This is a genomic window from Okeania sp. SIO2B3 (assembly GCF_010672525.1).
In the GTDB taxonomy this organism is placed as follows: Bacteria; Cyanobacteriota; Cyanobacteriia; order Cyanobacteriales; family Microcoleaceae; genus Okeania.
This window is the reverse complement of the sequence record NZ_JAAHGH010000036.1, coordinates 1-25057: the sequence shown is the minus strand read 5'-3', so window position 1 is coordinate 25057 and position 25057 is coordinate 1. Positions and strand designations below refer to the sequence as shown.

At 40.0% G+C, this 25057-nt stretch carries 14 protein-coding genes; 4 read left to right on the top strand and 10 right to left on the bottom strand.

Annotated elements, in window-relative coordinates:
* Positions 1-4 precede the first annotated feature (4 nt).
* Entirely contained in the window at positions 5-2389 is a 2385-nt protein-coding gene (locus F6K15_RS21325) for a CBS domain-containing protein (RefSeq protein ID WP_293064021.1), read from the top strand.
* Positions 2390-2497: 108 nt separating this feature from the next.
* Positions 2498-3679: a DUF4336 domain-containing protein gene (locus F6K15_RS21320; protein ID WP_293064020.1), complete on the top strand. Its 1182-nt coding sequence runs from the start codon at positions 2498-2500 to the stop codon at positions 3677-3679.
* Between the two features lie 355 nt (positions 3680-4034).
* Here F6K15_RS21320 and F6K15_RS21315 read toward each other — a convergent pair whose 3' ends face one another.
* The 4 genes from F6K15_RS21315 to F6K15_RS21300 form a co-directional block, all read right to left on the bottom strand.
* Positions 4035-4529: a transposase gene (locus tag F6K15_RS21315; protein ID WP_293064018.1), complete on the bottom strand. Its 495-nt coding sequence runs from the start codon at positions 4527-4529 to the stop codon at positions 4035-4037.
* Positions 4530-5182: 653 nt separating this feature from the next.
* Positions 5183-6580: an alpha-amylase family glycosyl hydrolase gene (locus F6K15_RS21310; protein ID WP_293064016.1), complete on the bottom strand. Its 1398-nt coding sequence runs from the start codon at positions 6578-6580 to the stop codon at positions 5183-5185.
* A 434-nt stretch (positions 6581-7014) separates the two neighbouring features.
* Positions 7015-7146, bottom strand: a complete 132-nt coding sequence (locus F6K15_RS21305; RefSeq protein ID WP_293064014.1) for a hypothetical protein — start codon at positions 7144-7146, stop codon at positions 7015-7017.
* An 84-nt stretch (positions 7147-7230) separates the two neighbouring features.
* On the bottom strand, positions 7231-8823 hold the full coding sequence (locus F6K15_RS21300) for an AGE family epimerase/isomerase (RefSeq protein WP_293064011.1): 1593 nt from the start codon (positions 8821-8823) through the stop codon (positions 7231-7233).
* A gap of 456 nt (positions 8824-9279) precedes the next feature.
* Between F6K15_RS21300 and F6K15_RS21295 the strand changes: the two genes are divergently transcribed.
* Positions 9280-9687, top strand: a complete 408-nt coding sequence (locus tag F6K15_RS21295; RefSeq protein WP_293064009.1) for a DUF4430 domain-containing protein — start codon at positions 9280-9282, stop codon at positions 9685-9687.
* A gap of 375 nt (positions 9688-10062) precedes the next feature.
* Here F6K15_RS21295 and F6K15_RS21290 read toward each other — a convergent pair whose 3' ends face one another.
* The 4 genes from F6K15_RS21290 to F6K15_RS38525 form a co-directional block, all read right to left on the bottom strand.
* The gene (locus tag F6K15_RS21290) at positions 10063-12225 is read right to left on the bottom strand and encodes a bifunctional UDP-sugar hydrolase/5'-nucleotidase (protein WP_293064006.1); all 2163 of its coding nucleotides are present in this window, start codon (positions 12223-12225) and stop codon (positions 10063-10065) included.
* A gap of 691 nt (positions 12226-12916) precedes the next feature.
* On the bottom strand, positions 12917-14008 hold the full coding sequence (locus F6K15_RS21285) for a formylglycine-generating enzyme family protein (protein ID WP_293064003.1): 1092 nt from the start codon (positions 14006-14008) through the stop codon (positions 12917-12919).
* A 282-nt stretch (positions 14009-14290) separates the two neighbouring features.
* Entirely contained in the window at positions 14291-16015 is a 1725-nt protein-coding gene (locus F6K15_RS21280; protein WP_293064001.1) for an arylsulfatase, read from the bottom strand.
* Positions 16016-16153: 138 nt separating this feature from the next.
* On the bottom strand, positions 16154-16345 hold the full coding sequence (locus tag F6K15_RS38525) for a zinc ribbon domain-containing protein (protein ID WP_363268420.1): 192 nt from the start codon (positions 16343-16345) through the stop codon (positions 16154-16156).
* 382 nt (positions 16346-16727) lie between these two features.
* On the opposite strand from F6K15_RS38525, the gene F6K15_RS21275 reads away from it, so the two are divergent.
* Positions 16728-21257, top strand: coding sequence for a caspase family protein (locus tag F6K15_RS21275; protein ID WP_293063998.1), 4530 nt, complete (start codon positions 16728-16730; stop codon positions 21255-21257).
* A gap of 1400 nt (positions 21258-22657) precedes the next feature.
* On the opposite strand, the gene F6K15_RS21270 is transcribed toward F6K15_RS21275, so the two are convergent.
* Together F6K15_RS21270 and F6K15_RS21265 are read right to left on the bottom strand one after the other, a co-directional pair.
* Positions 22658-24811: a tetratricopeptide repeat protein gene (locus F6K15_RS21270; protein ID WP_293063995.1), complete on the bottom strand. Its 2154-nt coding sequence runs from the start codon at positions 24809-24811 to the stop codon at positions 22658-22660.
* Positions 24812-24815: 4 nt separating this feature from the next.
* Positions 24816-25057 (bottom strand): hypothetical protein (locus F6K15_RS21265; RefSeq protein WP_293063993.1); only part of this gene is annotated, 242 nt, incomplete at its 5' end.

Below are 25057 nucleotides of genomic sequence, written 5' to 3'. Positions count from 1 at the left end.
GATTATGGTTGCTCAATCTCGTATATATTCATCACCTCTACAGCAAGCAATTGACCGTTATCCGCTAACTGTAACCCCGGAAACTCCTCTGGTAGACGTACTAAAACAAATGAGTATGTTACAAAGCAGCTGTGCAATACCGATAAATACACTGAAAAATGGAAAAATTGATGAATCACCATTATCAAACCAGGAAAAAGCTACAAGTGTTTTAGTTGTAGAAAATAAATCTATAGAAGAAGATAAAAAAGGTGGTAATGCACAATCTTCTTTTTTATTAGGAATATTCACTGTCAGTAACCTTGTCAAACTAATTGCAACTGGTAAAATTGGTAGTCTGAGTAATTTATCAGAAAAAGTGAAGATAGCAGAAGTCATGTCATCTAATTTTGTGACTCTAAAAGAATCAGACGATCAAGATTTATTTACTGCTTTATTTCTGTTTCGCCAACATCAAATTAGTCATCTACCAGTGCTAGATAGTATGGATAAAATAGTTGGTGTCGTCACACCAGAAAGAATTCGTCAAGTACTGCAACCTTCTAATATTCTCAGCTCAAAAAAGGTAAATGAAGTAAAAAATGATTCTGTGTCAGTCACAACTCCAGAAACGTCATCACTGTTGAAAATCAGTCAATTAATGTCAGACCGACAAGTGAATAGTGTAATCGTCACACAGAAGAAAAAACATAAAACACAAAAGACTGAAATTGAAAAACCAGTTGGCATAATCACAACAGATGATATTGCACAAGCCTATTTTATAAATATGAATTTGGCAACAACACCTGTAAAAAAGGTAATGAAAATGCCACTTAATTTTTTGAAACAAACAGATTCTCTCTGGGATGCTCATAAAAAAATGTTGCAGGAACAGGTACAAATCTTAATAGTATGTGGTAAACAAGGAGAGTTTCTGGGAACAGTTAATCAAGCTAGCTTACTGCAAGTATTAGACCCGACAGTAATGTTTGGGTTAGTCAGAAAATTACGAAAAGATGTTAATCAACTGCAAGCAGAAAAATTTGAACTATTACGCACTCGAAATGCAGAATTAGAAAAAGAAGTGCAGGCACGAACGGCAGAAATACAAGCACAGTTAGAACGCGATCGCCTCCTGGCTAAAATAGCTCTTCGGATTCATCAATCTTTATATATAGATGAAATTATTAACGCTGTAGTTACAGAAGTTCAACAATTCTTCAAAACAGACCGGGTAGTGTTATTTCAGATAGAATCTTCAAAAGTAGCTAAAATAGTTGCTGAGTCAGTAGAAAAAAATTGCAATTCCTGGATGGGAGAAACATTTTCATCTGAATGCTTAATGTCAAATTTCAAAGTGAATCAAAATAAGATTCAGGCAGTTTCTGATATAACTCAAACAAATGTAAGTACAGAAAAAATTACTGAACTGAAGGAAAAACAGGTAAAAGCTTACTTAATAGTACCAATTTCCCAAGATGGGCAACTATGGGGACTGATGTGTACCCAGGAATGTTCCGGAATTCGAGAATGGCAACAATCTGAAATTGATTTGTTGAAGCAGCTAGCAACTCAGTTAGCGATCGCTATTCAACAGGCCCAACTTTATCAACAAGTACAAACTCTTAACACAGACTTAGAAAAACAAGTTCAAGACCGCACAGCAGAATTGCAACAAAAAGTGCGAGAACTACAGCAACTTAATATTCTCAAAGATGATTTTTTAAGCACTGTTTCCCATGAGTTAAGAACACCTCTATCGAACATGAAAATGGCTATTCATATGTTGAAAGTCTTTCCTGTATCAGAACGCGGTCAAGAATATTTAAATATTTTAGATACAGAGTGTAAAAGAGAAATTAACTTAATTACCGATTTATTAGATTTACAGCGTTTAGAAGGTGGTACTGAACTTATTCCTATAGATACAATAGATTTAGCAAGTTGGCTTCCCACTATTATCGATCCTTTTAAATCTAGAGCTCAAGAACGTCAACAAACTCTAAAAGTTAAATGTCCTAAAAAACTCCCTCAGATCGTGTCTAATAATAATAGTTTAAGCCGGATTTTAGCAGAACTCCTAAATAATGCTTGCAAGTATACTCAGAATGGTGGCGAAATCAAGTTTTTAGTTGAATGTAACCAGAAAAAAAGTAACAAAAAAAGCCTGAAAGAAGCACCTTCTTCGATCAAATTTATGATTAGTAACCCATCAGAAATTCCTGAATCTGAGTTACCTAAAATATTTAATAAATTTTATCGAGTGCCTAATGCCGATCCTTGGAAACAAGGGGGGACAGGTTTAGGTTTAGCCCTAGTGAAAAAATTGGTAGAACAGCTAAATGGCAATCTATTAGTATCCAGTATTAATGGTTGGACAACTTTTACAGTAGAACTACCAACGTAAAGGAATTGCATCAAATTCTAATTTCCGAAATTTAATTTTGGTTATCCCACTTCCTTATTTCTACTTAATACTATACAGTAATAACTGTAGTAAATAACTGCATTAAAAGTGCATTCAGGGAAACAAAGACCACAGAATATTTCTCTCTCTCAGGATTGGTCATGGCCTCTATGGCCTATTTTACCATTATACCCTTATGGACAAAGACGAACATTACGAAAGGAGATAGTCAAAGATACAATTTGGACTTTTGAGCAACTTCAGGGTATCTTCTATGTCACTGTACCAATTCGGATGACAGTGGTAAGAATGATCGGAGGGGGTTTGTTTGTTTATACCCCTATAGCACCAACGCGGGAATGCCTACGCCTTGTCAATGAATTGGTAGAAAAATATGGAGAAGTTCGCTACATTATTTTACCAACTATTTCTGGCTTAGAACATAAAGTATATGTGGGACCCTTTGCGAGAAAATTTCCTACGGCGGAAGTTTTTGTCACGCCCAACCAATGGAGTTTTCCTCTAAATTTACCCCTGAGTTGGTTGGGTTTGCCAAGAAACCGCACCTACCTACTCCCTGTGAATAGTGGAGATGCACCTTTTGCAGCAGAATTTGACTACGCAACTCTCGGACCCCTTGATATTGGTTTCAAACCTTTTGCAGAAGTAGTATTTTGGCATAGTCCATCCCAAACTTTACTGGCGGTTGATACTGTTTTATCTGTACCTGCTGAACCGCCTGAGATTTTGAATTTAGACCCCTATCCGTTATTATTTCATGCCAAAGATGACGTGTTTGATGTGGTAGAAGATAATCCCACAAATAGATGTGTAGGGTGGCAAAAAATATGTTTGTTTGGATTATATTTTCAGGTAGATGCTTTAGATGTGGTTCCTACTGGGGAAATGTTGAAGAATGTGGTCAAAGCAAGCGATCGCTCGAAGCGTGCATATTTTGGTCTCTTACCATGGCGGTGGAAGTCAGACTGGCAGCGTTCTTTTACAAAATTACGACAGGATGGGCGGTTGTTAGTAGCACCTATATTGCAAACTCTGATTTTAAATCGCGACCCACAGCAGGTAATGGAATGGGTTGAGAAAGTGGCAGGTTGGAATTTTCGGCAAGTTATTCCCTGTCATTTTGATGCACCTATTCAAGCAAGTGGGTATGAGTTTAGACAAGCTTTTAGTTTTTTACAGGATAGAGATGGAGGGTATTTACCAGAGATAGATTTGCAGTTTTTGAGACAATTAGACTGGCAATTGAAAAAAAGAGGGATTTTGCGTTAACAACATTCTATCTGTGGAATTTAAACCTGCTTCATAAAACCGACATAAAACGTCACATAGCGTGATATTTTAATGTTTACTTCCTGCTTCCACCGGAACTGTCAGCAGCACTCCGTCCACAGGCATCAACGGTCAAGCCGACCGCATTTCTTAAATTAATACTTGCATCTCATACGCGGTCTATAGATATGCCACAATCTGCACCCACCCCCATCCCCTCCCGGGAGGGGAGCTAGAGGGGTGGGTTATGATTTTTGAGCATTCCACTTACATTCAAGTCTTCTATCACTATGGTGCTGTGGTTTAAAGCTCGCCCATGTTGTCAGTTTATGTAGTGCATCTGCTCTGATATCAGCTACTGCTTGGTGCGCGTTCCGCAAGCGAGCTGTCGTCGTCGCGGGGTCGCATCCGCTTTTTTGTGAGCCTTAGCTAGTCTTTTTACCGCCTTGACTCTGTTTTTGGAGCCTGGTTCTTTTTTGTTAACACGGCTTTGATAGCGACTTAATCGTTTTTTAGCTTGTTTGTAGGCTTTGACGTTAGCAAAAACCTTCCCATCACTACAAGTTGCTAGAGTATTTATGCCAACATCTACACCTATAATATCTCGTTCTTTGGCAGTCGGTGCTGGTTCAAAATCATATTTCAAGCTGATATACCAATTATCTGCACGTCTTGATATGGTCACATTTTTGACTGGTACAGAAGGTAAAATTTCATAAGTTTTTACGATTCCTATTCTCGGTAGCTTTATATCGTTTCCCTTGAGAATCTTAATACTTCCTTCTAAATAGAAACTATCTTTTCTACCCTTTTTCTTAAACTTAGGAAAACCACGTTTAGGAACAGTCAAAAAGTTTTTAAATGCCCTTTATAAGTCTCTTAATGCTTGTTGTGCGGCACATTTAGATACCTCATAATACCAAGGATTAATTGACTTAACTTCAGCCACTAGACGCTTATGTAAAGTGATAGCACTAGGGCGTTTTTTTGTTTCTTCATACTCAGTAATACAAGTAGCTAATCCCCAGTTATAAGCAGTCAGGGGCTACACCTGCGTGTTTGGCAAGTATGGTTTTTTGGTAATTGTTAACTTTTAATTTAGTCTTGATTGATTGCATTTCAATTGATCAGCCACCTCTTTGAATAGTTTAATTAAGTTAGACATAAACTTAGTATATCACAGTAAATGTCTATTTATGTTAAATTTTGCCCAATTATTTTAATACTGTTGATAGCCCTTACCAATTGTATGAAGAGCAACAGAATTATATTACTCCGAAGCCAACGGATTTGATATAACTTCAGCAGAAGGGAATTTCTCAGCCTTGGTTTTTTTGAAGCAATCGCCTCTGGTTAGGAAGCGATCGCTCACTTGCTGGAATTACAGTCAGTCAATGGGTTTTGAAACTGCCAAGTTATTATGATATGCCAGCATCAGATCGTTGACCATCGCGATCGCCTGACTCACCAATATTAATCTGGTCTGGTCATCAAAGAGAGGACTTAAACCTCATTTTTGACAAAGAACAATGCGGTACGGGGACCGATTTCAATTCCACCACGATTAGGGGAACCCCACTTGTTAATGTACTTCTGACCGTCACCGCCATAGTCTACACACATTTCAAAGTCGTACTGTAGTTCGTTGTAACAACCAACTCCTAAACCAGGCATTTTAGCAGCACTGACATCAAATGTTTCACCAGCTTTATTAATAATGGTTAAACCTTTATCTCCACGCTCGATAAAGAGTAAATTAGGACTGTCTGCACTATCAGCAATTTCGTTACCATTGCGATAGTATTGAGATTCTCCCATCATTTTTTCGTGAAATTTGGTACCAGCAACAATTGTAGGTTCAAAAGCATCAAAAGTTAAAATCAATGGCGTTCCTTCTTTTCTCCCTAAAACGTAAGCTGTTGCTAAAACTAAATCGTTCTTGTCAAATTTCCAATTATCAAACTGTCCTATTGCCCAAGTGTCGTGGTTACGAGCAAAGGTGACCGCATTTTCTCCAGGTACAGCACGCTGAGTATCTGCTGGATTAACTAGAGAGCGTAAGTCTCCCCCGTAAACAAAAGCACTTTTCAAGGTATTGACCAATTGAAAATCTGTTACTTTGGGAAACACTGGAATATATTTCATGCTCTCGTCAAAGTTACGACCGATAGCTTCACCATAGAAAAACTTATCTTCAGGGATAACTGCAACTATCTTCTCCAAATCTTCAACAGAAATGTGTTTGACAGCATCAAAGCGGAACCCATCTACTCCAAGAGCAATCAGTTTTTGCATATATTCATGCTGTTTCTGTTGCACATAAGGTAAGTCAGTCCTTAAATCTGGCAATCCTTCCTTGTCATTTTGACTGCATAACCAATCATTTTCAACTTCGTAGGAATTATTATAGTTGGCGATACATTTTGCCTCGTGGAAATATTCTTTTTTTGGGTAGAGCGGATATGCTTCAGGGAAAGGTGCAACATCTTGATAAAAACGATAATTAGCCATGTGATTAAAGACCACATCAGCAATAATTTTAATTCCTCGTTCGTGAGCAGCGTCAATCAAATTCTTTAAATCTTGCTCATTTCCTAGGTTTCCTTCCAGAACATAATCAAATGGCTGATACTGAATGTACCAGTATTTATCTGAAGTGCAGGCATCATCTTCCCGTGATGGCGTTTTATTGGGAGGCGAAATTTGAATATAGTTATATCCTGCTGCTTGAACTTCAGGCAGTTTTGCTGTGACATTGGCAAAACATTCATCGAAAGCGTGGTAGATAACATCTGCTTTGGCAGGAGTAGGATTGGATGTTAGTCCAATCATTACTGCCAGCAAGCAGGTACAAACCCACGTTATTAGAAAACTGAAAGCCAAACGATTTTTTGTGTCCATAAATACGATTCCTGTTTCTACTTTATAGGTAATATCATGTTTCGATAATAAGTGATAAAAAAGTTTTTGTTTGTAGTAGATATTTAGCCCATTAAATATCTATCTTTTTGCTCAATCCCTACTACGATCTCTAACTATAACTATTCAACCGGACATGATATAACAAGTTGTCTGAATTTAAGGCTATTTATAATTAGGGTTTGCGTATGGAAAGTATGAGTGGTAGGGGTAGGAGACAGGAGACAGCTATACTGGATAAATGGGAATTATAGAGGAGATAGTAGAAAGAATCATCCCTTGATTTTTCTGCCCAACTCTTGACCAAAATCCTAAGATTTTGAACCTGAGTCGCCTAAAACCTCGCACTTTTTGATACTTAAAAAGGCACTTACCTTTATCTGTAAAAACTTTGAGATTTAATCAGCAAGTCCTAATTAGACATCATTCTCGTACCAAGTTCTCAGTTGCTGGATAAATGGTTGAATGTCTTCTTTGTTTGGTAATCCCATGATATTCTCCTTGAGTGAATTTCTTGAAACTTGAGAAAACTTTTCAGATGTGGTCAACTAAACACTCAAAATCACAACAATTGTAGGAACGTTGCAAAGATATAGTTGCTCAATTAGCAACTATATCTTGAGATTTAGGGTTTATCGAACGTCAACTAATGTAACCATTTGTTGAGTTGAACCCCGAACCGGACGAATCTTTCTCCCATTGCGCTTCAGAGGTTCGATCATGGATTGAACTTTAGCCGCAAATAGGTAAGGACGAATTTGAGTATTCTCAGGAATTTCCTGGAAAGCAAAATACAAAGTGACAGGTAGGTTGTGAATTGCTTGACCAGTAATATAACCAACCAGATCGTGCTCAAAGCTGTGGAAAGCATTTTTCCAGGAGTGTTGCTTAGGTAGACTCAAGTCGGGAAGATTATTCTTAGCACTTACCCAGTGCCAAGTACCACCATGTTCATGGTCTATCATATACTTAAACCAATAAGCATAGCTGGTAGGCAAGTATTTAGCGTAGGAAGGATCGCGCAAACTGAATGTAGCAGCAGTTTGATCCAACTCTGCTAAAATCCACCATTCTTTATCAGTTTCTAATTGACCATATTGATTGATTCGACGACCCCAAGTTCCATCTTCTAGGAAAGCTTCTTCAAAAATTAAAGGTGCTTTTTCTTGAGCAAAAGCTGTGAGTTCGTAATGTCCAGTTAATTTACCGATTTCATAGATCAACCATAAGGTTTTAATGGAGTGACCAAAATCTGTATGATCTGTTCCTAACCTTTGTTTGCTCGGATCGGTAATTGCTCCAAAGAAAATATTGTTGTCTGGTGTATAGAACTGCTCGCTCATAATTCTGGCTAGATGCACCAAGTCATCTTCCCATTGGGAGCGGAGGGATTTGCCATTAAAAAATTCAGGCAATGTGGGAGTGAGCAACAACATATAACCATAAACTTGGTCAAGTTGAGATACTAATTCCCGTTGATCCTTACTAACTTTTTCTTCCTTACCGTTCTCATCAACGTAATCCACATAATCCTCATGTGCCCACGCAAGTAAATCCCATTCTGCATCGTAATAGGTCTCAAAAATATAGTCTTTGAGGGCAACGATATCTGCTAATACATCGGTATCGCGGGTAAGATAGTAGTAAAATCCTAGACCAGCAACAGCATAAGCCATATCTTGACTGATCCGGCGATCTTTACTTGGTAGGCCAACTCCATCTTCAAAGTAAGTGTAAGCACCACCTTCTGGGGCTAAACCATATTCGCGTAAATAATCTACTCCATCTTGAGCAAATTGTAGGTATTCGCTCTTTCCGGTTAGATGGTAAGCAACACCATAGGCAAAGATTTGTCTTGATTTTGCCCTGATGTATTCTCGTTCTGGCTTGACAATACTGGAGTCAGCATTTTCAAGTTCTGGACAGGGATTTCTCCAACTGTACAAAGACCCGTCATTGCATCGATAAGTCGGGTAATTGCCAACAGGATCGCCCAGTGCTTCGTCCATTGTCCAAAATGGAAGCAAGTCTTCTTCTAAATGTTGAAGCCAACGTTCGCCTGTGGGAACATCGGCAATAATGCCATCAATATTATCAACAGGATATTGAGCAGTTGATGATACTAATGCTAAAGCTGGTTGAATGCTTGATACAAACAGAAGTGTAAAACTCAGGAATACACTTGCTGCCATCTTAAATAGACGATGGCGAGTTAGGTTGAACATAAGAACTCTTGTTTGCTTTGATGTTTGCTTTGAAGGTGAACAATTGAACTTTCTTGAAGGCCATTGCAATCAAATAATATTAGTTAGTTGCTTGCTGTGATTGCCTTTACTTCAAATCTTATCACATCCTTTTTTAATGTCAAAAATTTATTTTTTCTTAAATATTAGAGATTGTAGTTGACAAATAATCACCAATAGCTTATGGATGAAACAATTATCCTGAAAAAGATGCAGGAACTTAAGAGGACGGCGATCGCTTTGAAAGCAAATGACTCAGCTAATAATATCTATTGACTCGATCCTTTGGTGAGTGTTAAAATTTCCCCATACCTAATTCAAGGAGACGATCACTGTTTTGACAAGCAGTCTACAGAAAATCAATAAGCCATAGAAAAAGAGGCGAAAATTCAAAAAATTAAGAATAAAAGCTGGGAAAAACTGCTAGCAATAGTCATAATGACGGTGGCAATGTTAGCATTCAATCTATTCCTACAGCCATCTGCTACGGCAGAATCAGAATTGTCTGCGAAGGCAATTTCTCAATGCCCTCCTGCGTCTAAAACTGTCTCAATAAACGTCGAACTAAATGGAGAAAAAATTTACGACATCCAAAACGTGCCTTGGATCGAAAATGAGACCGTAAGTTTAGCGATGAAGAATGCAAAGTTTGTGGACAGCACTTTCACCTATGAAACAAATACAAGTAGTCCTTTTGGAGATTTAGTAACCACTATAGGCGGGAACGGCCCTGGATTCAAAAAATATTGGCAATTGAGGATCAACGATAAACCATCCTTAAGAGGAATTGATACAGCCATCCTCCCAACATGCGACCAAATAGAATGGAAAAATGAATCCTTTTAACCTTGATCACTCGTAGGCGACCAAGAGAAGTTCTCTTCGCAGTCAGAAAGTGGTTTTTGTGTCTGTGGAGGACCAGAAGGCTCCCCATGCTTTCCTAAAGATGTTCAGTGTAGAACGGTTATGTTCCACGGTGCACTGCTACTCCCTCTCCGTTCTGCGGATGTATGTGCGTAAGGAATTAGGTTATATCATGTCCGGATAATTAGTGATAAAAAAACTTTCTCCTTCTCTTCTCCTTTCTTCCCTCCTGACTCCTGACTCCTCCGTAGTTTATTTATAACTGGTCAACCGGACATGATATTAATGGCCTCCGAAAGGTTTAGGTTTTGAGAGGTGATCGCATCGCATCGGGGAAGCGATCGCCTAAAAATTGCTCTATTGAGAAATTACTGTATCTTCCCGGAACGCTAGGTTCTGAATCCGCTCGTCAGAGTCAGGTCCCCCATCCGCTTGGCTAAAGGCAGTGTCTGCTGTAGGAAAAACTTGATAGAAGTATTCCGCAAGTGAGTCCTGCTCAGTGCCGAAAGGAGTGAAGTCAGCAACGCCATCGACAGCTTCTGCAATCGCTTCATCCCTCACCCCGTTTTTGTTGAGGTCCTCTTCTGGTTCAAAATTTCCATCGCTGTCGCTATCTGGCTCACCTAAGAGGTCGACACGATTAAACAAAACCGGATCGGCACTCAAAAAACTGGGGTAAGGATAGCTGTCGCCACCGTCAGCGAGATAGTTAACGGTAATCGCACGGAAGGTGCGGTTGGGGTCGCCGACTAATTCCCCATTTTCAGCTACAACATCAGATTCGCCATCGCCCAAAACGACTAAAGAGAGAATACGATCACCAGCAGGAAGTTCTGGATCGAAGCTAAACTTCAAACCCCCTACTTGTGGAAACTGGCCAGGTGTTGCACCAGGAGCTGTCCCTGCAACCCCATGTTCGAGTGTCTGTAAGAGTTGTTCTGCTGTAAGGGTAATCAGGGTGAGTCCATTGTTGAACCGGAGAGAGTTGTTGATATCAAGTTGGGACACTTCTCCCTCTGCTTTCCCTGCCTCCGGATTTGCTTCTGGGGGCAACAGTTCAAAGTCATTGGGATCGGTGCTACCGCTTGCAGCGTTGATGATACCTATGTTGGAACGGATACTACCTCCATTTTTCAAAGCAATACGTGTTGTAGCATCAATCGTTTTGGCATAGGCAAGATCGGCATCGGAAGTCAGATTGCCCAGATTGGTTTCTTCAGTGCGGACATAGCTGCGGTCGCCCCGTAGGAAAACCGTTGTGTTGCCAAAAATATTACCATCCTGGGTAGCAATGACTCCATGGAGGGTATCAATGATTTCCACGATTTCCGGGTCTGGGGTGCCACCAGTGGCTGCAACCCCCTCTTCGTCGGCGGCATAAGCTCCACTGATGCTAGGGTCGATGCTACTGGGAATAAGGAGACCTTCGGCATCGAAGTCTACCACCAGGCGACCCACATAAGTATAGTTGGCTTTCGTGTTGACTACAGCGATCGGGTTTCCGTCTGCATCAGTTTTGAGAATAGGATAAGGACCGGCGCTAGTATCTCCAGTGCGGAGGCGGTCTGTTTCATCAGACAGCAACGTATGGGAACCACCCGCAACGAGGATATCCACATCTCGGAGGCGGGGTGCAAGTTCGTCGCGCTCGATATTCAACTGTTGCATATGGGACAAAAGAATCACTTTGTTGATGCCCGTTGCCGTCAGCTCATCTACAGCAGCCTGAATATCAGCAGCCAGTGCATCGTAGTCAGTGTCATTTTCAGGGAGTACGATCACCTCACCTGTAGAGGCGATAGCAGGTAACAATGGTGTGCTTGCACCAACGATGCCGATTTCTTCCCCACCAACAGTAGCGATCGCCGTTCCTGCTAATTCTCCTGCTGCCAGCGTGCTAATCTCTTGTCCGTTTTCCGTCACCTGGTATGCCAAGTCGGGGTCTGTACCAAAATTCAAGTTGGCGCTCAGATAAGGAAACAATGCCCCACGATATTCCCCAGAAGGTTGAATGATATCGCTCACTTCCTTAGTACCGAGATCGAAATCGTGGTTGCCAAAAGTGGAGGCTTGAAGGCCCAGTTGGTTAAGGATTTCGATATCGGCGTGGCCGATGCCCGCTTTACCCACAGGGGTGTCATTCATGGTCGGGTCGCCACTCGCAAACAGGAAGGGGCTGGGAATGTAGTTATCTCCAGAGGAAAGGAAAAGGGTATTGGGATAGTCGTCTTTGAGAGCATTGAGGACGGCTGAAAAACGAGGCGCGTCTTCCAGAGCTTCCAGGCCAGCTTCAAAGTCGGAAGCATGGAGAAGTTGCAGGGTGAAGGTTGTGGCCTCTGAGTCAGCAGCGGTGCTGGTGGGAGCGGGTTCGGATTTGCTAAACCAGTCAAACCCTTTGAAGAAGTCGAATAGGTTCCATGCTGTCGCCGGGGGGACAGCGACACTCAAAAAAAAGGTAGTGGCGATCGCAATAACCACGACCTTCCTCCACAGATGCTTCCAAATACGATTTAAAATCATTAAGAAAAACCTCTAAACAATAACGTTGAACTTTGGACGAAATGTCCGTCGATTCACTTTTTGTTGCCTTCGCATAGCGAGCCGTAAGTTTATCATATCATGTCCGCTTGAATACTTATACTTTGGTGGAAGAAATGCAGAGGGTAGAAGGCAGGAGAAAGAAGGGTTTCTTGCTATTGTGACTTAAAATGTTGTATTAGGATTTTGGCAAAAACAATATAATATAGCTTAGATTTTGCCATTTTCCTATTCCCCTGTTTTAAGCTTGACACGACAGAAGAAAAGCTGTTTGGATAAAACGAGTATGAAAACCGGATTTGGTATTAGATAAAAAAAAACCCAGATAGGTTTTACTACTTGGAGTTTTGCATTTTTGAAGTTGATAGAGCGATCGCCACACTATACCGCTAGGCGGAAGACAAAAGTCAGTTGAAAACGATTCCCACTATCAAAACCTAACTTTGATTACGATTAACAATCACACTTTTTGTCCTGGCGACGCTTATTGAGTCGCTTCAACACCTTGCGAGACTTACGCCCAATGCCAGATTGCTTCCTTACACTCCGTTCCACTCGCAATGACTTGGGTATATTAATTATCCGGATTTGATATAACGCACCCTACTGGCTGGAGTATCCGAGCTAAATCGTTTAATTATTAATTATTCATTATTAATTATTAATTATTTAGTTAGCCCAAATTTTTGACAAGGCGAAAACCAATGTGAGTGGTTCCAGTATCGGGTGACTGAGACTCCCGTGCAGCCGGACGGTATCGACTGCAATAGTTCGGCGCACAGAGGTGAGAACCACCTTTAATGACGTGTACCGCACCCTCACCAGGTTTTTTGGGGTCAAAACTTTCGGCTTGCCTGGGACCTTCTGGGTTAACGCTATGAGCCATATCCTTTCGTTCAACTTGATACCAGTCGGCTGTCCATTCCCAAACGTTACCTGTCATGTCATACAAACCGTAACCATTCGACTTGAACGAAGCAACGGGAGCAGTTCCCAAGTAGCCGTCTGCTTTGGTATTTAGAAAGGGAAAAATTCCTTGCCAGGTGTTGGCTTTTTTGGCAGAATATTCTTTACCCCAGGTGTAAGTAGATTCTTTTAAACCACCTCTGGCAGCGTATTCCCATTGAGCTTCGGTGGGAAGTTGTTTTCCTGCCCACTTGGCGTAAGCTAAGGCGTCTTCGTAGGCAATATGAACAACGGGATGTTTTTCTTTCCCCCTAATATTGCTATCGGGGCCGTAGGGATGTTGCCAGTTTGCGCCCACAACCCAATGCCACCAACTCAGATAAGCAACTTGTTGAATGCCTTCTGCGGGAGGTTCAAAAACCAGAGAACCAGGCGATCGCTGGTCATCTGGTAAATCAGGAAATTGTTCTTTTGATAGCGGACGTTCGGCTACGGTAACGTAACCTGTATCTTCAACAAACTTAGTAAATTGGGCGTTAGTAATTTCGTGGGAGTCAATGCAAAATGAACTGACAGTCACATCTTCAACAGGTAGTTCTTCGATAAATTCTGGTTGTTCCGACCCCATTTTGAACTCCCCTCCCGGAATGAAAACCATATTTTCGGGACAAGTTGAAGAGGGTACGGCAAACGCACTCGGACTAAAAATAGTAACGGTAAGAATAAAAAAACTGAGAACAATTAGGAGTTTTTGAATATAATTTTGAGAATTATCCATCATTTGAGTCGCAGAATTATTTCGCTGAACGAGGAGAATAGCTTTGAACAGAGAAACCTCATTTATTTGATGTGATATCAAATCCGGTTAAAAAGTTATAGATAGGTTGACTCTTTAGGATTCAGGAGGAGAAAGATAAGACAAGATGAGCGTAGTTATAGCGATTGGAGAATTTTTTTATGTCCAATTAAACAGATTTGATGTGAGATAGAAAATATCCAGGCTGGCTATAGCCTGGAGGTTAAGTCGAATTCATTGCCAATTTTTGTGAGATTGGATGCCGAAGCGATAACAAAACTTCGACATCCTATTTCTAATGGCTAGCTGTTTAATTCAACAGTCGCAGATTGAGTAATCTACAGACTACTGCAAACCCTTACTCGTCAGCCCACCAAGTTGGTCGTTAATGTCCTCGATAGCATCCCAGATATCTTGATCCTTGATAGTCTCACTGGCATCTTCAATGACACTCGACAAATTGAAGGATTTTCCACTTTGTACCGGGGGATATTCAATCAAGCTTTTAATGTGTTCGCCTAACTGTTCGCTGATGGGTTGGAAAAGCCATGAAACTTTCTGTGTAAGGTGTCCGTAAGCATCTATGCTGTCATAGCTCTCAAACGGGTCCATCCGTAGATTGAATATTAGGGGCATAGTACGAGGAACAAGATTGGCGTAGTAGTCCTCCTTAGTGGAAAAGTGGAACTTCCACGGTCCCATTCGCACTCCGGTCAAGATACTTTCGTAATAGTTGAACAGTAAGTTGCGGTTTGACTTGTCCGTCTCGCCAGTCCAGTAATCAAGATTGTTAACCCCATCAATGTACTGATTTTTTTCAGTCTTCATCTGCTCTACTACATCAGGTACACCAGCCGCAGTAGCAAAGGAGGTGAACATATCTTGGTGAGCCTGAATACCATTGAGTATCTGACCTGGCTGGATCTGCTCCGGCCATCGGAGCATGGAAATCACACGAATTCCACCTTCGTAAGTCGTCATTTTTTCACCTCGGAAGGGTGTGGTTGCACCATGAGGCCAAGCGGAATGTTCGGGGCCATTGTCTGTGGAATACCAAATGATGGTGTTCTCATCTAAACCGTTGTCTTTAAGGAAATCTAGGATAACACCGATATCGTGGTCATGCTGAAGCATCCCGCTACCGTGATAATCAGATTCACTGGTATAGTCTTCGGCTGCGTAGCGCCATTCCTCATTTAGCCGAGTGTAAAGGTGCATACGACTGGTGTTCAACCAGACAAAAAACGGTTTATCCTGAGCTTTGGAGTCTTCCATGAAGTGAAGCGCTCTGGGAATTACTTCCTCTCCATCAAAATTCTTCATCCGCTCTCGGTAAAGAGGACCGGTATCTTCGATTGTTTGATAACCCACGACTCCAAAACGAGGATCTACGCTACTATCAAAAGTATCTGTCGCAAAGGAGTGGATTACGCCTCGCGTGCCAAACTTCTTTTCATATTCTTCTAGGCTACCCGAATACTGCTCACCAAAGTTTTGATAGTCCCGCTGTTCAGCTTCTTCTTGGGTATTGAGGTGGTAGAGATTACCGAAAAATTCGTCAAACCCGTGGACAGTCGGCAGATGTTCATTGCGATCGCCCAGGTGGTTTTTACCAAAATGACCGGTTCTATAACCTTGCTCCTTCAGCACTTCTGCCAGAGAGGGTGATTCCGCTTTGAGACCGAGGGAGTCTCCAGGTTGTCCCACGGTGGTCATACCAGAACGGATGGGATACTGACCTGTAATAAATGCTGCTCGTCCCGCTGTGCAGCTTGGCTGGGCGTAGTGATCGGTGAAGCGAATTCCTTCGTTACCAATCTGATCGATGTTTGGCGTGGTATATCCCATCGTCCCCATACCGTAAGCAGATACGTTCTGCCAACCAATGTCATCTCCCCAAATGACCAAAATGTTAGGAGGCTGAGTTGTTTCGGCCAATGCTGCAGCTGTAGGGAGCCAAGGCAGCATTCCTGCTACCCAGAGCGTTAAGGACATCGCCATAGCGGTCCCTATTTTTATGATTCGTTGCTTGAAAATAAACTGCTTCATAAAACTGATATAAAACGTCATAAGCGCGATCTTTTAATGTTTACTTCCTGCTGTACGGACGTTGCATGCAACGTCCCTACCGTTAGCGGTTACTCATCCACAGGCATCCACGGGTCTTGCCCGACCGCATTTCTTAAATTGATACTTGCCTTTAAGCCTCTATCTATATGATAAGCCACAAGATTGACAATCATAAGTTCTCAGGTTTAATGGCATATCTTGGACAAGATCGCAGTTAGAACAAGTCTTTTTTGATGAAAAGAATCTATCAACTACTACTAACTCACAACCGTACCATTGGCACTTATATTCTATCTCTTCTGATAGTTTGAAAAAGTAGTTTGATATCAAACACTAACATAGTATCAGAATTTATTCTCTTGTCAAACAAAAAATTTGTATATGTGTATATTTATTTTCAGGTAGAAAATATCTTTTTTTTTATTTTGAAGCTACAGTTAGAAGGCAATAATAATAATAATAATAATAATAATAAATCTATGACTCACCCCTGTAAGTAGTATTTATAAATAACAATAAAAGTGTAGCAAACTTTGCAGTATTTAGTAAATAAATTATGCTTTTACCAATTCTGAAAATTGGCAATATTTTAACATTTCTTAAAGAAAAGGAGCTAGAGTCCCAATTGTGAATTTGATAATTCTGTGCAGCCTAACATAAAATTGGTATTATAATAAACTGGCCAGTTATCGACTAAAATGGGCTACCGTGCATGAACCGAAAAGCATTAGTAGTGGGTATCAATCATTATCCTTTGCTGAAAGATAGCTCTGCTCAACCCCGAAATTTGATTAAACCAGCAGCAGATGCAGAGGCGATCGCTCAACTATTAGAAACTTATGGCAATTTTCAAGTGCAGCGTTTTCCAGGGGCAAATATAGAGGGTTCTTGGCAAGTAGACCCTCTTCCTAAGATTAAAAACTGTGAAATAAATGCTTTGAAAGAGGCTATTTCTAAATTATTTAATCCTCTAGATAATATTCCTGAAACTGCTTTATTGTTTTTTGTGGGAAATAGTTTATTAGATGAACAAGGGGGGGTTCAAGAAGGATTTTTAGCAACCAGTGATACGAACCCTGAAAAAGGAAAATGGGGAATTTCACTACATTGGTTAAGTCAATTATTACAAAAATCTCCTGTCAAACAACAAATAGTATGGTTAGACTGTTACCATCAGGAAAAACAAATTGACTTCTTACAAACAACTCTTAGTAATATAGAATCAACTTATAATGATAGGTGTTATATTTTTGTTTCTCAAGAAGCAGAAGTTTATACAACACAAATAAATTCAGAACATGGCTTTCTCACAAATTGTTTATTAGAAGCATTAGAGCCAGAAAATTATTCAAATTTTTGCGTAACAAATTATAATTTAATAGACTACATAAATCGACAACTAAATCTTTCTACTATACATCCAGTATTTAATAATTCTGGGAATGAAATTATTTTGACAGGGGAAAAAGAAGCGACAGAAAATCCAGATTTGACGGCGGGAGTTTGCCCTTATAAAGGATTAGCTGCATTTGAGTTTAACGATAAAGATTCTAAATATTTTTATGGTCGGAAAACTTTGACAAATGTACTTTTAGAAAAGGTTCGTTCTCGGAATTTTTTAGCAGTAGTCGGAGCTAGTGGAATTGGTAAATCAAGTGTAGTAAAAGCAGGGTTATTATATCAACTTAAACTAGGACAAAGATTATCGGGGAGCAACACTTGGCCAATATTAATTATTAGACCAGGAGAACATCCTTTAAAAAATTTAGCAGCAGCGTTTGTAGATTATCAACTACAGACATTGTTAACACCGACAATAGAAGAAACAACAACTCCAGAGGAAGAATTATTACAACTTTACACTACTAATTCTCAGCAGCATCAACAAAAAAAGCGACCGCCAAAATCACCTATTCCCGATCCACCTCCACCACCAGCACCAGAAATAAGAGGAACCCCTAGGCGATCGCCAGAACAAAGAAAGTCCGGTGCTACATTACCTCCTAAAATCAAAAATTATCACAATGAAAACCTAGAGCAAGAGATAAAAAAGGCTGAAGTTGAACGTATAATTTATTCACCTATAGAAATCGAAGAATTAATTGATCGGGGTGCTAGTGGGTTTAGACAAGTGTTGCAAAATACTCAAGCACCTAGAATAGTCATGGTAGTAGACCAGTTTGAGGAAGTTTTTACTCTGTGCTTAGACAAAATAGAGAGACAACAATTTTTTGAATGTTTGATGGGAGCAATAGACAAAAATTACCAAGATAATGCTTATGCTAGTACATTTCTGTTAATTATTACTATGGGGGCAGAATTTTTAGGTAAATGCTTTGAGCAGGAATATTCTGGGTTAGCGAGGCAAATTCAATCTCATTTAGTGACAGTAACACCGATGACTAGACTGGAGTTGCAACAAGCGATCGCCGAACCTGCGAAACAAGTAGGTATAGAAATTCAGCCAGAATTAGTCGAACAAATGATTGTAGATACAGAAAGTCATGCTAATTTACCATTATTACAATATACTTTAACAGAACTATGGCGACAGCGTCGAACCGATCAATTTACTCTGAATCAATATATTAATTTAGGTGGTGTAAAAGGTTGTCTAGAAAAACAAGCTTATGCAACTTATCACTCCCTCAATGCTAGAGAGCGTCAGGTGGCAAAGCAGATATTTCTCAAACTCGTACAAATAAATGAAGATACAGTAGTAAGCTGTAAACGAGTATTAAAAACTGATTTAATTACTCCTCAACAATCATTAGCAGTTGTGAGTAAAATACTGAAAAAATTAGCAAAAGCGAGATTAATTATAACTACTAAATTTACCAACTATCAAAACACTAATCAAACAGTAACATTAGTAGAATTAGCTCATAATACTATTATTCATCATTGGTCTCAGTTAAGTTTTTGGGTAGAGTCAAACCGGGAGGCAATTAAACAAAAACCTGGTATGGAAGCTGATGCTCAAAGGTGGCTGAAAAAAGATAAATCAGATAAATACTTACTAAGTGGGCGCAAGTTAAGTTTAGCTGAAAGTTTATTAGAAAGTGATGCTGATAGTGCTTTTGTCTCTGTATTAGCAAAAGAATTTCTCGAAAAAAGTATCAACCGCAAACGTTTTCAAAACAATTTTCGGTTCGGGAGTGTAATAGGATTAATTTTAATTTTAGGTGGGTTAAGTGGGTTTTCCTTGATTAATTGGCAAGTGGCAGAAAAGGAGAAATTAAATTCCCAACTTAATGCTTTGAGCTTATCCGCAGAAAATCAGTTTACTGCTAACCAACGGTTTGATGCTTTACTTACTGCTATCAAAGCTGGCACAAAATTATACAATACCTCAGAAGTATCAGCAGATGTAAGAATGCGAGTTTTAATTGCTTTGCGCAAAACTGTTTATGGTGTGAGTACGCGCAGAACTATTGCAGAACATACACAACCTGTTAATAGCATCAGCGTGAGTAAAGATAGAAAAATAATTGCTTCTGCTAGTGATGACGGTACTGTGAAACTCTGGACTAACTCTGGTAAGGAATTAGCTACTTTAAAAGGACATCAGGGTGCTGTTTACAGTATTGACTTTAGTCCTAACAGTAAAATGTTAGCTTCTGCTGGTGATGATGGTACTGTAAAACTCTGGAACCAGAATGGTAAAATATTAGTAACTATGAAAGGACATCGAGGAGCAGTTAATAGTGTGGGTTTTAGTCCAGATGGAAAAGCGATCGCTTCTGGTGGCGTAGATGGAACGATTAAATTATGGAATCTTCAAGGGAAACTATTGAAGTCTATTCAAGCACATCAGGATAAAATTTACAGTGTCAGCTATGGTAAAGTATTAGCCTCTGCTAGTGAAGACAAAACGGTGAAGTTATGGAACTCTCAAGGCAAACAATTGGCTATTCTCGAAGGTTTTCAAGACAGAGTTTTGAGTGTGAGTGTGAGTCAGGATGGTAAAACTATTGCTACTGCAAGTTGGGATAGTACTGTGAGAGTATGGAGTATAGATGGTCAAGAAATAGGTACTCTCAGAGGTCATAAAAGTCCAGTTGTCAGCGTTAATTTTAGTGCTGATGGCAAGACTATTGCTTCTGGAAGTTCTGATGGAACAATTAAACTCTGGACTCATTATGGTCGAGAAATAGCCACTCTCAAAGGTCATGGTACCTGGGTTAGTAGTCTCAGTTTGAGTAACGATCGATTAACTCTTGTTTCTGCTAGTGCTGACAATACAATCAAACTTTGGAATCTTCAAGAACGGAAATTGCCTACTCTCAAAGGACACACCAGTTATATCACAGCTATTAGTTTTAGCCCAGATGCTGAGATGATCGCTACTGGGGGTTACGACCAGAATGTGAAAATTTGGAGTCGAGATGGAGAGGAGTTAGCAAGTTTAAAAGGACATAAACGTGGTATTTATAGCTTGAACTTTAGTCCCGATAGTCAAACTGTGGCTTCTGCAAGTGCTGATGGTATAGGAATAGTTTGGAATTTGGCTGGTTTGGGTAATGCAACTCTTTCCGGACATAAGGATCGGGTTTATAGTATTAGCTATAGTCCTGATGGTAAAATGTTGGCAACTGCTAGCTTAGATAAAACAATTAAATTGTGGAATATTCGCGGTCAACAACTATTGACTATTCCAGGGGGTATTTCTGAACTCAGAACGGTGACTTTTAGACCGGATGGAAAAGCGATCGCTGCTGGTGGTTTTGGTGGAGAGAGCAAGGTTGTCTTGAAAATATGGAGCATAGAAGGTGAGGAACTGGGAAAATTTGAAGGGTTGTGTAGTGTTGTGAAGAAGGTTAGTTTTAGTACAAATGGAAAAATTCTTGCTGTAGCTTGCTCTGATAATACAGTTAAATTATTAACTCCTGAAGGTCAAGCGATCGCTACTCTCAGAGGACATCAAGGTCAAGTGAATAGTCTGAGTTTTACTCCTGACGGCAAAATTATCGCCAGTGGTAGTGATGACGGTACGGTGAAAATTTGGACTCTTGATGGTGAAGAGTTGGCGAGTCTAGCAGGTATTCGAGAAGGGGTAATGGATGTTAGCTTTAGTCCAGATGGTAAAATACTCGGTGCAGTTGGTAGAGACCGAGTAGCAATATTGTGGAACTTTGATTTAGATAATTTATTGGCACGGGGTTGTGATGTTGTTCACGACTATTTGCAGAATAGTCCTGATGTTAAAGAAAGCGATCGGCTTCTTTGTGAAGGGAAGTAGGGGTGATGGGGGGATGGGGTGATGGGGGGATGGGGAGCAGTAGGGTGTGTTAGCGAAGCGTAACGCACCGAAGTATTATATCAAATGCGTCTACAGCGGTTTTCATTTGGGTAGACCACAGTAGGGACGTTCCATGGAACGTCCCTACAAGGTTTTGCTTGTGAAGATGTGGTTTATCAATTTGAAAAGCGCTGTAATTGGACATAAAAAAATTCTTCAATCGTCATAACTACGCTCATCTTTGTAATTCTTTCTCCTCCTGAGTTCTGAGTTCTGAGTTCTGACTCCTCCTCACTTAACCATTCTATGGCTGTTTAACCGGATTTGATATTAAACATCTCCAAAAATTAATCTTACAGCAGTTTTCTAGTTGATGAGGTACAAAGTTTTATTGCTTTAGGCAACAGCTCATCTGGCAACAGCTCATCTGGGAATATAGGAATAAATAGTCTTATAGCTGTACCTCACTATCCTCAAAAGTGCTGTAAGCTTATAAATATAAATATTAGGCATCAAATTAATCTTAAACCCTAGTAACTATCAGGCTAAAATTTAGTTTCTGGAGATGTCTATTTGAGATATGCGGTGCGTTACGCTTCGCTAACACACCCTACTGCTTGGGAAAATAACTGATAACTGAAATTACACCCTAAAAATAATGCTCAAACCAATATCAGTTAATGCTTTGATGATTATTCAGCCAATTCTAACTATTGTCCAATAGATAAATCAAATATCAATGTCGGAAAAAGCTCAAACAACGGCACTTTTTTGCAGCCTAAAAATAATGCTCAAACCAATATCAGTTAATGCTTTGATGATTATTCAGCCAATTCTAACTATTGTCCAATAGATAAATCAAATATCAATGTCGGAAAAAGCTCAAACAACGGCATTTTTTTGCAGCCTAAAAATAATGCTCAAACCAATATCAGTTAATACTTTGATGATTATTCAGCCAATTCTAACTATTGTCCAATAGATCAAAAAAATATCAATGTCGGAAAAATCAGCGATATAGCTGCCACACTTGCTCCGCTAACGCGACTTTTCAGTTATCAGCAGCTAGACACAGATTCGGGCACGGATAAACGGATTAATTATTTGGCTTCATATCAAATCTGTTTAATTCGGTATAAAAAAATGTTCCATCTTCAACCATTACCAAATATTTCCCCATCTCTTCATCTCCCTATCTCTCGGTCTCCCTACCTCTCCATCTCCCCACACTCTTTATCTAATTACACCGATGCTACCGGATTTGAGATAGTCCGTGCATCTGTGGCAAAATCCTTGTCTAGCCCCTGTCTAGCTCTATTGTTGTTGCCGACAACGTTCGAGATTTTCTCGCACAATTTTAGTGTTAGGATGTTCCTGACCTAATGTTTGTTCAAAAATATCTAATGCTTGTAGGTACAAAGGTTCAGCTTCTGAAATCTCCCTTGAGAACGATATAAAAATGCCAAGTTGTTGAGGTTTCTAGCTTGGCTTGGATGATTTTCTGGTAGGGCAATTTTGTCAATTTCTATAGCTTGTAGGTACAAAGGTTCAGCTTCTGAATATCTTCCTTGAGAACTATATAATTCTGCCAAGTTGTTGAGGTTTCTAGCTTGGCTTGAATGATTTTCTGGTAGGGCAATTTTGTCAATTTCTATAGCTTGTTGATACAAGGGTTCAGCTTCTGAATATCTTCCTTGAGAACTATATAATTCTGCCAAATTGTTGAGACTGGTGGCAAGATAAGGATGATTTGATGGTAGGGAAATTTTGACAATTTCTATAGCTTGTTGATACAAGGGTTCAGCTTCTGAATATCTTCCTTGAGAACTATATAATTCTGCCAAATTGTTGAGACTGGTGGCAAGATAAGGATGATTTGATGGTAGGGAAATTTTGACAATTTCTATAGCTTGTTGATACAAGGGTTCAGCTTCTGAATATCTTCCTTGAGAACTATATAATTCTGCCAAATTGTTGAGGTCGATGGCAAGGGATGGATGATTTTCTGGTAGGGCTATTTTGTAGATTTCTATAGCTTCTAAGTACAAAGGTTCAGCTTCAGAATATCTCCCTTGAGATTCATATAAACCTGCCAAGTTGTTGAGGTAGGTGGCAAGGGATGAATGATTTTCTGGTAGGGCTATTTTGTAGATTTCTATAGCTTCTAAGTACAAAGGTTCAGCTTCAGAATATCTCCCTTGAGATTCATATAAACCTGCCAAGTTGTTGAGGTAGGTGGCAAGGGATGAATGATTTTCTGGTCGTGCTATTTTGTAGATTTCTATAGCTTCTAAGTATAAAGGTTCAGCTTCAGAATATCTCCCTTGAGATTCATATAAACCTGCCAAGTTGTTGAGGTAGGTGGCAAGGGATGAATGATTTTCTGGTCGTGCTATTTTGTAGATTTCTATAGCTTCTAAGTACAAAGGTTCAGCTTCAGAATATCTCCCTTGAGATTCATATAAACCTGCCAAGTTGTTGAGGTAGGTGGCAAGGGATGAATGATTTTCTGGTCGTGCTATTTTGTAGATTTCTATAGCTTCTAAGTACAAAGGTTCAGCTTCAGAATATCTCCCTTGAAATTTATATAAACCTGCCAAGCTGTTATAGACAGTCGCAATATCAGCATTATTTTTATCTAGCTGTTTTTCTCCTATTTCTTTACCTTTCTCTAACCAAGGTTGTGCCTGGGAGTAAAATCCTTGACCTTCATAAAACAGACCTAACCTCATAAAAGGAACTATTAAATCATCATCACTCAAATACTCAGTAAAATTTTCCGCTACTTCCTCAATATGGGGAATATCAACCTCAACTTCCTCAACTTGCTCCCGTGTAATGTCATAGGGAATTTTATCTGCCGCCTCCACCATCACCACAACAAAACCACGTTTCAACTCATCCACCTCCGAATATTCTCTCAATTTTATCTGCAAAAATTCCCGCACCAAAGAATGCAAACTATAAACCCCAGACTCAACACCCTTCAACAAATGCAGATTTTCCAAATCCCCAATAGCAATTTCCCACACCTCCAACTCCTCATCATCTTCTATCCCATCCAACGACAAACGAAAAGGAGCCAAAGCATACAACCCCAACCTCAAACCTATTACTTGAGTCTCCTCATCTAACCTATCCCAACTCAAAGCGATCGCCTCTGCCACACCATGAGGATAATTAATCAACTCATTAGCCTCCATCGCTTTATGTTCCAGACTTTTGCGCTGTAAACGCTGGAGCATTTTTGTCAAAGCCAAATTATCCCTATTCAAAGACTCCCAATACTCATCCAAATACCGCCCCACCAATTTGATCGCCAGAGGCAAATAACCCAACCATTTCAACAACTCCCTTGCCTTCCAAGGTTCCTGCAAAACTCTATCTCTACCCAATATAAACTTTAACAACTCCATCGCCGCCAAAGGTTTCAACACATCCAGACGCAACTCCCGAAATGCCGAACCAAAATGTTTACGAGTCGTCAGCAGTACCCGAAACCGAGACAAGTCTGGAGGCAAAAAAGGTTTTACCTGAGATTTGTAGTCAGTCACATCATTATAAATAAGTAACGCCTCCCCTAGCTCCTCGGCAGGTTGACGCTTTGCTTCGCATAGCTGTCGCTAACACGGGGTGCTGCTCCCTTGGCGGTAGTCTAACGCTTCCCTCCACGATAGCAAGATAAATAACTGTACGACGACCAGCATTATTCACAGCAGATGCTTGACTTAAAACATCAATTAAATCCTCATCTGCTGGGTAGGTTTTTGCTAGTTCATATCCGTCACTGCCGAGTGCGG

What these genes read in the sequence shown, in the direction of transcription:
- F6K15_RS21325 (WP_293064021.1), top strand. Translation starts at nt 5, where the DNA reads ATGGTTGCTCAATCTCGTATATATTCATCACCTCTACAGCAAGCAATT.
- F6K15_RS21310 (WP_293064016.1), bottom strand. Translation starts at nt 6,580, where the DNA reads ATGGACACAAAAAATCGTTTGGCTTTCAGTTTTCTAATAACGTGGGTT.
- F6K15_RS21300 (WP_293064011.1), bottom strand. Translation starts at nt 8,823, where the DNA reads ATGTTCAACCTAACTCGCCATCGTCTATTTAAGATGGCAGCAAGTGTA.
- F6K15_RS21295 (WP_293064009.1), top strand. Translation starts at nt 9,280, where the DNA reads ATGACGGTGGCAATGTTAGCATTCAATCTATTCCTACAGCCATCTGCT.
- F6K15_RS21290 (WP_293064006.1), bottom strand. Translation starts at nt 12,225, where the DNA reads ATGATTTTAAATCGTATTTGGAAGCATCTGTGGAGGAAGGTCGTGGTT.
- F6K15_RS21280 (WP_293064001.1), bottom strand. Translation starts at nt 16,015, where the DNA reads ATGACGTTTTATATCAGTTTTATGAAGCAGTTTATTTTCAAGCAACGA.
- F6K15_RS21275 (WP_293063998.1), top strand. Translation starts at nt 16,728, where the DNA reads ATGAACCGAAAAGCATTAGTAGTGGGTATCAATCATTATCCTTTGCTG.